Genomic DNA, 13,609 nt, shown 5'->3' on the forward strand with positions numbered 1-13,609 from the left:
TAATTCTGACATTGGTTTACTATGGTTTACAGTAAACTTTTTTCAGGGTAATACACAGTTCTTTCTAAAATAGAGCCAAATAAACAGGGAGAGATTTTTGAAGTTTTGTGTTTTTTCTCGAATGATACGATAAGCTTTACTGACGTGTGTTTTTACCGTGTTCAATGAAATCTCCAATTCCTCTGCAATTTGCTTGTAGCTTTTTTTATCCATGAAACTCATTAAAAAAACGCTTTTGCATTGTGAAGGTAATTCGTCTATGGCCTGTTCAATTTTTTGCAATTTGGCAAGTTCGTCTTCAGAAAATTCGGATTTTTCCAAGTATTCTATAAACTCGGTCAAGCGAGGCATATGGCGTTGTTCTAGGACTTGTGTTCGTATGATTTTTAAAGCCCCGTTTCGCACGGATTGGTACAAGTAAGATTTTAATGATGTCGTGATATTGATTCTTTGCCGATTTTCCCACAGGTAGACAAAAGCATCTTGTACAACATCTTCCGCTTTTTCGGCATCTCCCAAAATGCCCATGCTATAATTGCACAATTCTTGATAATACTTGCGAAATAGTATCTCGAAAGAGTTTGAATCTCCTTCTACGATAGCTTTTAATATAGTATAATCAAGGTCTGTATTTCCGTGCATGAATCTTTTGAGGATTTTGTTATCAATCTATTTACAATGCAAATATATATAATGTCTTGAAATTTATAAATTGCATTTATAAATATAGGCGATAAAAATCCTTGTTGTTATTGAAAACCTGTTTAAGGTGTGGGTTTGGTAAAGGGAGGTGTGTCGAAACACACCTCCCTTATCTAGTCTTTTAGTACGCGTGGTGGTCCTCCTGCACGTCTTGGATATCAATTTGTTTCTTGTTAAGGGCTCTCCACGCGTAGAAGATGTACGCGATCACGATGGGAGAAACCAAAGAAACGTATGCCATGGTCTTTAACGTGTAGTAGGAGGACGAGGCGTTATAGATAGTCAGCGAAGAGTTCAGGTCGGTGTACGAGGGGTAGAATGCCGTGTTGTTGAATCCTGCCACGATGAACAGGGCGATAACGGCAAGCACGATACCGATTCCGGAAAACCATATCCCTTTTCTCCAGTGAGGAGTGATGACGGATTTGATGATACCGAATAATACTCCGACAACCCCGAGCAGCAACACGAGAGTATTCAAGGGCATTTCCAGTAAATTGTGGAAATACTTGTATTGAACCAATTGGATGCTTTTATCTTCCATGATGGCGTATCCTTTACCGGTCAGTATGATGCCGAGGAATACCAGTAATAGAATGACGAAAGGCACCGAGTTGTACAGGACTTGCTTTTTACTTCTTTCGTAGATGGCATCATGCTTGATGTTGTTCATGAAATAGAGGGATGCCAAAGTCCGGGCGAGAAAGAAAATAGCCAGTCCCAGGCAGATGTTGGCAAAATTGAATAATACCTCTATGCCTCGCCACGGGCTCATCCATGTAACGTCGTTCATCTCGCCTAATTTGAACGGGTTGCCCGTGAAGAAAGAGCCGACCACTGCACCGATACAAATAGTCCCAATCACACCATTGATAATCAGGAATACATTATAAGTACGTTCCCCGAGTAAGTTTCCGGCTTTCCGGCGGTACTCGTAGGAAACGGCTTGCATCACGAAACAGAACAATACGACCATCCATGCCAGATAAGCGCCACCGAAGCTCGTTGAATAGAACAGGGGGAAACTTGCAAAGAATGCCCCGCCGAACACGACTAATGTCGTGAATGTAAATTCCCATTTGCGCCCCAAGCTGTTGACAAGAACATTCCGTTCGTCTTCGGTCTTGGCAATGGTATATAGTAAGGTTTGTCCACCTTGCACGAAAAGCAAGAAAACCAGCAATCCGCCAAGTAATGATATCAAAATCCACCAGTAATGTTGAAGAAATTCCATATTCATTTACGATTTATGATTTACGATTTATGATTTAAACTTCCTCCCGGCTTCGCGGTGCTCTCTTGGTTCCTCTCCGTCTTCGGTTGGAATCACTGGAGGAGTTTACTTTCAATTTTACATTTTCAATTTTGCATTTTCAATTTTCAATTGTTTCGGGTCCTTTCTTGATCTGGTTGAACATGATCTTCAGTTCCGCGATGAGCAGGACGGTGAAGAGTACGGCGAACATCCAGAATGTGGTCATAACCCAAGTCGATGCAATTTTTGTCACGGCAACATTGGTAGGCATTAAATCTTGTACCACCCATGGTTGGCGTCCTACTTCAGCCACTATCCAGCCGCATTGCGATGCGACGTATGCCATCGGAACACAGAATAATGCCAAGTAGGGGATGAACTTGAATTTCTCGAATTTTCTTTTCTTGGCGTACCACAAAGAGAGGGCGAATAATAATACAAAAAGCATTCCCAGTCCTACCATGATACGGAAACTGAAAAATACCAAAGGTATATGAGGTATGGCGTCGTAGGGGGAATTAAGATAGCCATACCCGAAATCGGAGTAGTTAGCTTTAAATATCTGTAATGTACTGTCGGCCATCGTGTGGTTATTCTCTTTTATGGCTTGCTTGTAAGTCTTTAATGCATCAATCGCGGTGCGACCGTTTGCCATGCGTTGTTCTAAAGAAGGATAGGTTACGCCGGATTGAGACGTGTAGCCGTCCAGAATATTCTGAATGCCCGGGATGTAGGCGTCAAAATCATGATAGCCGAGGAACGAGAGTACTTTGGGTACATGGATGGCGTATTCCATTTTCTTCATTCTATCTGTCGGCAAGGACGGGTCGTTTACCGGGAGTCCGATAACGGTGAACGCGGCACCTCTGCCACCTTCATTCAAGCCTTCCATGGCGGCGAATTTCATGGGTTGAGTCTTGGTTACGTCTTGCGCGCTGCTGTCACCCGTGTAAATGGTTAAAATGATACTGATTAACCCGAACACCGAGGCAAGCATGATACTCTTGCGGGCAAATTCGAGGTGCCTTTTCTTGAGGATAAACCATGAACTGACACCTACCACGAAACAGGCGGAAAGCGTGTACGCGGAGGTTACCGTGTGAGTGAATTTGCTGATTGCCGTGGGCGAGAACAGTATTGCCCAAAAATCGTCCATTTCGTTACGGGCGGTAATCGGGTTGAATTCCATGCCGACGGGGTTTTGCATCCAAGCGTTGGCGACAAGAATCCATAGGGCTGAGATGTTCGCGCCGACGAATACCATCCACGTGGATACGAGATGGAAGCGTTTGCCGACTTTGTTCCAACCGAAGAACATCACTGCCACGAACGTGGATTCGAGGAAGAACGCGATAATACCCTCGATGGCCAACGGAGCCCCGAAGATATCGCCCACGAACCAAGAGTAATTCGACCAGTTCGTCCCGAACTGGAATTCGAGGATTAGTCCGGTGGCGACCCCGATAGCGAAGTTAATACCGAATAATTTCATCCAGAACTTGGTGGCTTTCAGCCAACTGTCGTCACCTGTCTTTACCCACATGGTTTCCATGACGGCGAGCATCAAGGCTAATCCCAGCGTGAGGGGAACAAACATGTAGTGGTAGATTGCTGTCATGGCGAATTGCCATCGTGACCACTCCACTAGAGTGGTGGTTGTCAGATCAAGAAGCATAATGTTAAGGTTTTGTTGTTAATTCTTTGAAAACGTGCTCACTTTTTGCCTCGGCACTGTCATAGTGGGAGTTGAGGTAGTTTGGCATCAACCAGAGTTTAAATACCAAAAACATGATACTCAGTTTAATAATGATGATAAGCCAAAGAGTACGTCCCCAGCGGGGCATATTCTTAAATCCGTCATAGTAAAGATACCAAGCCTTTTTTAACATACACGGCAGTTTTTATTGTTTATCTATGTAAGAACGTTACCAAAGGTATAAATGTTTTTTCTAAGTTCGATTTTTTTTGCATAAATAATACTTATGCGTATATAGGATAAATTTATTTATCTAATTTTGTTTCTACACGTGGGGGTAGTTTTAACCCGGTAATGTAAAATTGAATTATGAATAATGCAGGAAAATATTGTTTGGGGGGATTGGCGCTGTTGGCGGTTGGATTTTTATGTTGGTACTTTTCTTCGATTATCGCTTATATACTGGTGGCGGTCGTGCTCTCGTTTTTCGGGCATCCGATTATCAATCTTCTGGGGAAGATTGAAATAAGAGGCAAGCGCATGCCGAACGGGTTGAGGGCGGGGATTGCTTTAGTTTGTATATGGTTTGTCTGTATTCTTTTCTTTTACACGGTGATACCGTTGGTTAGTCAGGAATTTCAGTCGTTAAGCGATATCAGTATCACGAATATCGTGAACAAGCTGGAAGACCCTTTGGCCGATTTGGAAGAGGGGTTGAAGCATTTCGGGATTATAGATGCCAATCAGGATGTAAAAGAGTATATCGTGAAGAATCTGAAATCCGTGGTGGACGTTACACAGATTAGAAATTTGTTCGGCTCTTTGGCGGGGACTATCAGCAGTATTTTTATCGCCCTTTTTTCGGTGACGTTTATGGCGTTCTTCTTTTTGAAGGACAGCAATCTTTTTTATAAGATGTTGTTGGCTGTTGTGCCAACACGTTATGGCGAGGGAGTGGGGAAAGCACTTGATTCTATACAGAAATTGCTGGTTCGTTACTTTATAGGGATTACTTTCGAGGTGTTGATTGTCATGGGTTTGAATATCATAGGTCTGACCATCATCGGGTTGCCGTTCAACAATGCCGTGCTGATAGGGTTGATGACCGGAATAACAAATGTAATCCCGTATATCGGACCGCTTATCGGTGCGGCCTTCGGGCTTTCAGTGGGAATTGCCACGAACGTGGACGTGGATTTCTACACGGTGGTATTTCCTTTACTGATTTATATGAGTATCGTGTTTATTATCACGCAATTGATTGATAATGTAATTTTGCAGCCCTTGATTTACGGGAATAGCGTGCATGCTCACCCGATGGAAATTTTTCTGGTGATATTAATCGCGGGAAACTTGGCCGGGATTCCGGGAATGATTCTTGCCATTCCGGGTTATACCGTATTGAGGGTAATATTGAGGGAGTTTTTTAATAAATATAAACTCGTGAAGTCACTCACGAAGAGTCTGGAATGAGTTCATAAGGTTTATAAAGTTCATAAAGTTTATAAAGTTTATAAAGTTACAGGTATTCTTCGGACAGAATTTAACGGCAACGAAAGTTGCCGTTATGACTTTATGAACCTTATAAACCTTACAAACTTTATAAACTAATCCAGCACCCCACGCGTACGGTCTTCAAAAGCGGAAAGTGCGGCTTTCGCTCCTTCGCCCATAGCTATGATAATTTGTTTGTAAGGTACCGAAGATACATCTCCTGCCGCGTATATGCCCGGAATGTTCGTGCGGCAATGCGCGTCAATCACTATTTCTCCGGGACGGTTGGTATCCACTACTTCACGGAACGCTCCACTATTCGGAACCAATCCGATTTGAACGAATATTCCGTCCAGGGTGATTACTCTACTTTCTTCTGTCTTGCGGTCTTTCACTTGTATCCCGGTTACTTTTTCTCCATTCCCGATGATTCCCAAAGTTTGAGAGTTGGTGAATACTTCCACGTTCGACAGGCTCTTTACTTTTTCTTGTAGTACTTGGTCGGCTTTTAATTCCTCGAGGAATTCCAGAACTGTTACTTTAGAACAAATTCCCGCCAAATCAATTGCTGCTTCAATCCCCGAATTGCCCCCGCCGATAACGGCTACCTGTTTACCTTTATAGAAAGGTCCGTCGCAATGCGGGCAGAAGGCAACGCCTCTACCTGTATATTCTGCCTCACCCGTCACGTTTAATTTTCTCCAACTTGCTCCCGTGGCAATAATGACAGCCGGAGCAATGAATTTCTCCCCTTTTGCCGTGGATAATATTTTCTGATTCTTCTCGATTTCAACTTTCTCTATTCGGCGATGTTCCAACAGGTCTATCGGGTAGCGCTGAATATGTGTTCTAATGTTTTCGGCCAATAGGCTACCGGTTGTTTCGGGTACGGATATCAGGTTCTCGATACCCACGGTTTCTTTTACCTGCCCGCCTACGCGTTCAGCCACGATAGCTACATTCAACCCCTTGCGTGCCGAATAAATGGCTGCGGCTGCCCCCGCGGGTCCTCCGCCGACGACAATCACGTCATAGTGTTTTTCGGTGGTATCAATCGTGTCCTCGTTGCTACCGTATTGGTTTTCCAGTTTACTCAATAATTCCCCGAATTCTCCCCGTCCGACATGAATCAATTTCCCGTCGGCAAACACGGAAGGTACACCTTGTATATTTAAAGCCTCTACTTCAGCCTGATTGATTGCTCCGTCCACCATCTCGTGCGTGATTTGGTCATTCAACGTGGTCATGGCATTCAGAGCTTGAATGACATCCGGGCAGTTCGTGCAAGTCAGTGAAACGTAGGTTGTCAAGTGAATGGGGCCTTTCAAGGCTTTTACCCTGTTACAGGTGGTTTCATCCGGGAAGTTTTTGCCTTTGCCGTCCAGATTCATGATGGCGAGCAACAAAGAGGTGAACTCGTGTCCATTGGGAACACCCCGGAATTTTATACCTGTTTTTTCTTCGTTCTTTAAGATCGTGAACGCTAGCCCGTCTCCTTCCGTGAGTTTGCACGATATTTTATCGGAGCATTCGCTAACGTCGTTTAATATTTCCAAGAGTTCTTGGCGATTCTCGTGTTGAGGTGCAACAATGACATCAAACGTGTATGTTGCTTCCAATCCCTCGAAAATAGTTTTTAGCTGGTTCTTTAGTGTCGTATCTAGCATGTGATTCATTGTTAAAAAAAGCCGACGATGTGGTTTCGTCGGCTTTCGCGTGATTCTGTTAAATTTTACCGACTAAATCGATGCTTGGTTTTAGCGTGGTCGCACCTTTTTTCCATTTCGCGGGACATACTTCATTCGGGTGTTCTGCCACGAATAAAGCTGCTTCCACTTTTCGTAGTAATTCGTCCGCGTTGCGTCCGATATTGTTGTCGTGGATTTCAGCAATTTTGATTTTCCCTTCTGGGTTTACCACGAAAGTTCCGCGGTATGCCATTCCCTCTTCCTCAATCATTACGCCGAATGCGCGACTCAATACCCCGGTCGGGTCTGCAAGCATCGGGTAGTTGATTTTACGAATACTTTCAGAAGCATCGTGCCATGCTTTGTGTACGAAGTGTGAGTCTGTGCTCACGGAATAAACTTCTACTCCCATTTTCTGGAATTGCTCGTATTTCTCTGCCACGTCTACCAGTTCGGTCGGGCATACAAAAGTGAAGTCAGCGGGATAGAAGAAGAAAATAGCCCATTTCCCTTTTACGTCGTCGCTGCTTACAGTTTTGAAATTACCATTGTGAAAAGCTTGAACTTTGAATTCCGGAATTTGTGAATTGATAATTGGTTCCATTGTTTAGTGTGTTTATGATTGTTATTAATTTGTTTTCTCGATACAAAGATATATAGTTTTTCTTGATATGTATGATAAATCTAATTGAATTATTCTATGCGTGTATAGAAAAAACTAATAATGTGTTGATTATTCATAACTTTATATTGACTTTGAAATTTTACAGTGGTAAATTTTGCGGCTGTAAAATTTGGCAATTTTGTTTGATTAAACTGATTGGAGGACAAATATGAAATTTTATAATAGAGAAAAAGAGTTAGTTGCGTTGGATGTGGTGGCAAGGGAAGGGTAGTAAGGAACAAGATAAAATTGATATCGTGGGATTGTATGCGGAAGAAAGTGTTGTTCAAGTATGAAATAGAAAAACGTTTGTTTCCGATGGAAGATATGTGATGAGGGCGGCTTTCCTCTTCCATCACCCCTTGCTCGAACGAAAATTTTTGGCTATCGTCGAGTAAGTAGGACCCCACTTATTCTGACGGCAATGGGAATATATACACGGAGCTTTATAGTGACCTTTACAAATTCGATGTTTCCGAACCGAACTGTCACTATAGAACAATACCTCCCGTGTGAGCAATGTCTAGGCTCTGGGAATTCCTGTGCGGAAATTATTATTAGATTTGTATCGAGGGAAGGTATGTTTGTTGCAAAGAATTGTTGATTGATTAATTGAACGCAAGAGATGACAACGTTACAAAATGTATTGGAGAATGTGCATAACCTCACGGAGAGTAATGCTAACGAGATTTTCGAGGATATTGCGAAACAGCTTTTTCGTGGGTTTTGTATCAAACAAGGTTGTGTGGAATATCGTTTCCTCGAGGTAGAGTTTTATTATTTCAGTCTAGAGCATAAAGATGTTTTAGAGTTTGGTAATCGTCCTTTTGTTTATGCTCGTAATTGCAAAGTCCCGGGTACATTTTTTGACGACAATATTGCCAATATTCAAATCAAGCGATTCGAACTAGTCAGTCATGTGGGTTTACGTCTGAGTGTTTCAGACGTAAACCCCAGTTATTTTTAAATCAATGCGATTTCCAGTACTTCCCGGATGTGGTTGACGAAATGGAAGGTGATACCCGAAACGTATTCCTTTTTGATTTCGTCGATGTCTTTTTTGTTCTCGCAGCAGAGGATAATCTCTTTGATTCCGGCTCGCTTGGCGGCGAGGATTTTTTCACGGATGCCGCCTACCGGAAGGACTTTGCCGCGCAGGGTGATCTCTCCGGTCATGGCAAGAGCTTTTTTCACTTTTCGTCCGGTCAGTGATGATGCCAAGGAGGTCACCATGGTGATACCTGCCGAAGGACCGTCTTTGGGTACGGCGCCTGCCGGAACGTGAATGTGAATGTTATGTTCCTCTATTGCCGCGGGGTTGATGTCCAATTCTTCGGCGTGTGATTTAATATATTCCAATGCCAGCGTGGCTGATTCTTTCATTACGTCACCGAGGCTTCCGGTCATGGTTAATTGTCCTTTGCCTTTGCTGATACTCGATTCCACGTATAGAATTTCTCCGCCCACGGCAGTCCAAGCCAAGCCTGTCACAACACCCGGTAGTTCATTTCCTTGGTATTCTTCTCTGGTAAAGATAGGCGTTCCGAGGTATTCTTCCACGGTATCTTTTGTCGGTTGCACCGTGAAGCTGGGGTCTAAGGCCACGTTTTTAGCCACTTGGCGCATAATCTTAGCCAAGGTTTTGTCTAAACCGCGCACGCCGGATTCACGGGTGTATTTGTCGATAATATAGTTCAATATATCATCCGAGAATGTGATCTGTTCTGCTTTTAGCCCGTGATTTGCCAGTTGCTTCGGGATCAGGTGACGTTTGGCAATTTCGATCTTTTCTTCCATAAGATAGCCGCTGACCTCTATCATTTCCATACGATCTCTCAACGGGGGAGCGATCGTGGAGATGTCATTCGCCGTGGCGATGAACATGACTTTTGATAAATCATAATCGATATCCAAATAATTGTCATGAAAAGCCGTGTTCTGTTCGGGGTCAAGTACTTCCAATAATGCAGACTGCGGATCTCCTCTGAAATCCTGTCCTACCTTGTCGATTTCGTCCAGAATAAACACGGGGTTCGAGGTCCCTGCTTTTTTGATACTTTGTATAATCCTACCCGGCATGGCACCGATGTATGTACGGCGGTGTCCCCGGATTTCGGATTCGTCATGCAAGCCGCCTAATGACATGCGAACGAATTCCCGGTTCAAGGCACGTGCAACCGATTTGCCGAGAGAGGTTTTACCCACACCCGGGGGACCGTACAGGCAGAGAATCGGGGATTTCATATCTCCTTTCAGTTTTAACACGGCAAGGTATTCCAGAATGCGCTCTTTCACCTTATCCAGCCCGTAGTGGTCGGCATCCAGTATTTCGGATGCTTTTTTCAAATCGAAATTGTCTTCCGAATAGTGCTCCCACGGCAACTCGGTCAATTCCTTCACGTAATTGAATTGCACTGAATAGTCCGGGGTTGACGGGTTCTGGCGTTTCAGTTTTTGGAGTTCCTTGCGGAATATTTCTTCCACGTTATTGGGCCATTTTTTCTTTGATGCGGCCTCTTCCAGTTCTTGCAGGTCTTCGTCCACGGGATTCGCGCCCAACTCGTTCTGGATAGTCTTCATCTGTTGATGAAGCAGGTATTCTCTTTGTTGTTTATCAAGGTCGACCTTGACCTTTTGTTGAATATCCTCTTTTAATTCCAGAACTTTGACTTGTTTGCCCAGTAGTTCCAGTAATTTGTTTGCCCGTTCTTTCAATCTGTCGATTTCGAGCAATTCTTGTTTATCCCTGTAATCAATCTCTGTGTTTGAAGATATGAAATTGACAAGGAATAGCATGCTCTCGATATTTTTCAAGGCGAAGCCTGCCTCGTTGGGAATATTGCTGGAAAATCTCACGATTTTCATTGCCATATCCTTTAGGGCTTCGGAAATGGCATTGTATTCCTGATCTTCCGTGTGTATTTTTTCCTCTTCTTTCACGATGATTTTACCCACGTGATAGGGTTCATCATACAAGATGTCATCCAAATGGAAGCGTCTTTTCCCTTGGATAATAGCTGTGGTCGTTCCGTCGGGCATCTCTAGCAATCTTAGCACGGAAGCGACCGTACCTGTCGTGTACAGATCGGTTTGCTGCGGGTTTTCCGTGAGGATATCCTTTTGTGCGATGACACCGATTAATGCGCTTTGCTTGTAAGCGAAACGTACCAGTTTTAGCGATTTTTCCCTACCGATATTGATTGGGATAATTACCCCCGGAAACAACACGGTGTTCCGTAGTGGTAAAATTGGCAGAGTGTCAGGTATATTACTGTGATCGTTCAGCATCTCTTTCTCGTCACCCAGTATAGATAAATAATCCTGATTTTCCTCTGATAAATTATCTTGTAAAAAATCTTTTAAATCTATATTGCTCATTATAATCTCCTTATCTATTTGTAGTTGTTTCTTCGTGTGATTTGGTTTCTTTCGGGAGTCCCTTGATTAGCCTTGAATCGGAGGACTGCCATTTTGGCAAAAAAATCCTGAAAAATAAACCATTACTTAATAGGACAATTCCTATGCCAAAGATTTTTTGGTCGAAATAGGGTAAAAAAAGATGCAATTGTTACTTTTGCACATAAATATAAAACACAAATGAAAATAATTTTATTCGACGATAAAAGTTGGAGAACGTTGAGACCTCTTACTTTGACTCGTCCGGTATCTGAACTAAGGGTAGGGATTCTCACGATTCGAGAGAAGTGGGAAAAACGGTTAGGTGACAAGGTTGCATACCTGACCAAGGACTACCTGCAAGAAAAATACCCGTTGTCTGTGGAAGATGATAATTTGCTGATCAACGCGTCCGTGTGTCCGAACCCACGTTTATTGGGTGAGATCGGTGGTCTGCAGCCGGGGGAAATGTTATTACAGGGCGATTGTGTAATCGCTTTGCGTGTGGATAAACGGGAGGTCGCAGCCTTTGATCCTGCCGTGTTACCGGGTTTAGTACGAAAGGAGTTCACGGGTGAATTTAATCGTGTGGAATATCCTTATCACGTGTTTTCACTGAACGGGCAAGAGTTGGAGATTGACTTCAAGTTATTGACCGAGGGACGGAAGAGTGCGCCGTTGGATAGTGGCGTGCGGGTATACGGGAAGTATCCTGTCTTCGTGGAGGAAGGTGCCGTTGTTCGCGGTGCCGTGATCAACACGGAAGGCGGTCCCGTGTATATCGGGAAGGACGCGGAAATCATGGAAGGAGTCCTCGTGAGAGGTCCTTTGGCCATGTGCGAACATGCGGTATTGACGATGGCGGCGAAAGTGTACGGTCCCACGACTTTAGGACCTTATTGCAAGTGCGGGGGTGAGGTAAATAACGTGGTTTTGCTCGCGTACTCCAACAAGGCTCATGATGGGTTCTTGGGTAATTCCGTGCTGGGGGAATGGTGTAATATCGGGGCGGGAACAAACAACTCGAACTTGAAGAATACCTACGTGGAGGTGAAGTTATGGGATTACGAAACGAGACGTTTCCGGAAAACCGGACTTCAGTTTTGTGGTCTGATTATGGGTGACCATGCCAAGTTGGGAATTTCTACAATGATTAATACCGGAACGGTGATCGGCGTGGGAGCTAACGTGTACGGGGCAGAATTTCCCCGTAATTTTATTCCCTCTTTTGCTTGGGGCGGTGCCTGTGGATTTACCGAACATATGATGCCTCAGTTTATCGCGACTGCCGAAGCCGTGATGAAACGTCGGAATAAAGTATTCGATGACGTGGATCGTCGGATTATCGAGCATGTGTTTGCTGATCCGGACAGATAAAATAAAAAAAGGAGATTCACAGAATCTCCTTTTTTTATTTCTATTTCAGAAAGATTATTTCTTTCTGTTTTCCATGTGCGATTTGTAACGGTTCATGAACTTGTCAACACGTCCTGCAGTATCGATCAATTTGATCTTACCGGTATAGAACGGGTGAGAAGAGTTAGAAATTTCCATTTTTATCAATGGATATTCAACTCCGTCGATTTCGATAGTCTCCCTCGTTGCGGCGGTAGACTTGGTGATAGTAGTCATGCCATTAGACATATCTTTAAATACTACTAATCTGTAATTTTCAGGATGTATGCCCTTTTTCATCTCGTATATAATTTTTAAAATTGTTTCTACATTAACGGGCAGCAAAGATAGTCGATTCATTATAAATCACAAAGAAATTCAAGGACTTTTTTCGAGATGAGGTATTAAAACGTCATTTTTCCGTGAAGAGTACCGTTTGTTTGTATTTTTGGAAATAAAATGACGCCGGGGTTTACGCTTGTCAGCACGTACCTTCCGGCGTCGGGGAATGGATTATATCATTTTTGCGGGACCACTTCCTTCCTTAAGTTTTTCAGCAATTCTTCCCCCACGAAGCGCTCGAAGACTTCCGGTGTCGGGTTGTCTTTCTGCATCTTTAGAGCCGCGAGGTATTTTGCCTTGTCCTCGCCCGGAATGATAATCAAGGGTTCAAGGAACATCATCTGTATGTAGTTCATGAATAATAAAGCAACAGTGATGTTTGCCGCCCCGAAAGGCTTGATATGGGAAAAATAATAATGAAAGTCTGCTCCCAATTTTACGGTAAGTATATCATGAACGTTATTCAGTTTCTCGTTTGTTTCTTTACACAGGCTGTCCAGTTTGTCCGGTATTTGATCATAGTTTGCCGTGACGCCTTCTTCGTAGTATTCTTCACCTAAGCGGAAATCTCCCAAAGAGGTATCGTAACTGCCCACGGGAGTCGTTTCTTCTTTCCCGGTATGGTGCATTACTTTGGCACTGACCTCCCGAACGAAATCGGACGAAAGCCGCTTGCGCTGTTGGGCACATTTCATGAGGAAGAGAAAAGCGTTGCTCAAGTCTTTTATCCGTAGTACGGTTTCCCGCTCTACCTTGGGTGAAATCTCGATGTCATTCAAGATATTGAAAAAATCTTGTTTCTTTATATCCATCCCGTCCAGACGGGCAATCTCGTAAAGCAAGGTTTCCACTCTTCTTGGGGAATAACCTTTTGTTGCCAGTTTGGCTCTTCCGAGATATTCTTCTCTTGTTCTACATAGTTCTTGCCACATAATCGTTCATTTTTTCTATTTGGTACGTGGTATTTGTCGGTTTAG

The 13,609-nt window shown here is 43.5% G+C and carries 12 protein-coding genes; 3 read left to right on the top strand and 9 right to left on the bottom strand.

The window, feature by feature from the left end:
* Positions 1–42 precede the first annotated feature (42 nt).
* The 4 genes from Q5866_RS11920 to Q5866_RS11935 form a co-directional block, all read right to left on the bottom strand.
* Positions 43–642, bottom strand: a complete 600-nt coding sequence (locus tag Q5866_RS11920) for an RNA polymerase sigma-70 factor (RefSeq protein ID WP_303180435.1) — start codon at positions 640–642, stop codon at positions 43–45.
* A gap of 181 nt (positions 643–823) precedes the next feature.
* Positions 824–1,942 (bottom strand): cytochrome d ubiquinol oxidase subunit II, encoded by a 1,119-nt coding sequence (gene cydB, locus Q5866_RS11925; protein ID WP_303180436.1) that lies wholly within the window; start codon positions 1,940–1,942, stop codon positions 824–826.
* Positions 1,943–2,075: 133 nt separating this feature from the next.
* Positions 2,076–3,632, bottom strand: coding sequence for a cytochrome ubiquinol oxidase subunit I (locus tag Q5866_RS11930; RefSeq protein ID WP_099290629.1), 1,557 nt, complete (start codon positions 3,630–3,632; stop codon positions 2,076–2,078).
* Between the two features lie 4 nt (positions 3,633–3,636).
* Positions 3,637–3,846 carry a DUF4492 domain-containing protein gene (locus Q5866_RS11935; protein WP_099290628.1) on the bottom strand — a complete coding sequence of 70 codons (210 nt, stop codon included), beginning with the start codon at positions 3,844–3,846 and terminating at the stop codon, positions 3,637–3,639.
* A 176-nt stretch (positions 3,847–4,022) separates the two neighbouring features.
* Between Q5866_RS11935 and Q5866_RS11940 the strand changes: the two genes are divergently transcribed.
* Positions 4,023–5,126: an AI-2E family transporter gene (locus Q5866_RS11940; protein WP_303180438.1), complete on the top strand. Its 1,104-nt coding sequence runs from the start codon at positions 4,023–4,025 to the stop codon at positions 5,124–5,126.
* Between the two features lie 134 nt (positions 5,127–5,260).
* Here Q5866_RS11940 and ahpF read toward each other — a convergent pair whose 3' ends face one another.
* Positions 5,261–6,814, bottom strand: coding sequence for an alkyl hydroperoxide reductase subunit F (gene ahpF, locus Q5866_RS11945; RefSeq protein ID WP_303180440.1), 1,554 nt, complete (start codon positions 6,812–6,814; stop codon positions 5,261–5,263).
* 58 nt (positions 6,815–6,872) lie between these two features.
* The gene (gene ahpC / locus Q5866_RS11950) at positions 6,873–7,439 is read right to left on the bottom strand and encodes an alkyl hydroperoxide reductase subunit C (RefSeq protein ID WP_099290625.1); all 567 of its coding nucleotides are present in this window, start codon (positions 7,437–7,439) and stop codon (positions 6,873–6,875) included.
* A 685-nt stretch (positions 7,440–8,124) separates the two neighbouring features.
* On the opposite strand from ahpC, the gene Q5866_RS11955 reads away from it, so the two are divergent.
* The gene (locus Q5866_RS11955; protein WP_303180442.1) at positions 8,125–8,466 is read left to right on the top strand and encodes a hypothetical protein; all 342 of its coding nucleotides are present in this window, start codon (positions 8,125–8,127) and stop codon (positions 8,464–8,466) included.
* Here Q5866_RS11955 and lon read toward each other — a convergent pair.
* Positions 8,463–10,877: an endopeptidase La gene (gene lon / locus Q5866_RS11960; RefSeq protein WP_303180443.1), complete on the bottom strand. Its 2,415-nt coding sequence runs from the start codon at positions 10,875–10,877 to the stop codon at positions 8,463–8,465. The genes Q5866_RS11955 and lon overlap by 4 nt on opposite strands.
* A 219-nt stretch (positions 10,878–11,096) precedes the next feature.
* Between lon and Q5866_RS11965 the strand changes: the two genes are divergently transcribed.
* Entirely contained in the window at positions 11,097–12,272 is a 1,176-nt protein-coding gene (locus Q5866_RS11965; protein WP_303180444.1) for a GlmU family protein, read from the top strand.
* A gap of 54 nt (positions 12,273–12,326) precedes the next feature.
* On the opposite strand, the gene Q5866_RS11970 is transcribed toward Q5866_RS11965, so the two are convergent.
* Both Q5866_RS11970 and Q5866_RS11975 read right to left on the bottom strand, forming a co-directional pair.
* The gene (locus tag Q5866_RS11970; protein WP_099290812.1) at positions 12,327–12,590 is read right to left on the bottom strand and encodes a type B 50S ribosomal protein L31; all 264 of its coding nucleotides are present in this window, start codon (positions 12,588–12,590) and stop codon (positions 12,327–12,329) included.
* Positions 12,591–12,808: 218 nt separating this feature from the next.
* Positions 12,809–13,564, bottom strand: a complete 756-nt coding sequence (locus Q5866_RS11975; RefSeq protein ID WP_099290621.1) for a Fic family protein — start codon at positions 13,562–13,564, stop codon at positions 12,809–12,811.
* Positions 13,565–13,609 lie beyond the last annotated feature (45 nt).

Source organism: uncultured Butyricimonas sp. (assembly GCF_959596855.1).
Classification (GTDB): Bacteria; Bacteroidota; Bacteroidia; order Bacteroidales; family Marinifilaceae; genus Butyricimonas; species Butyricimonas muris.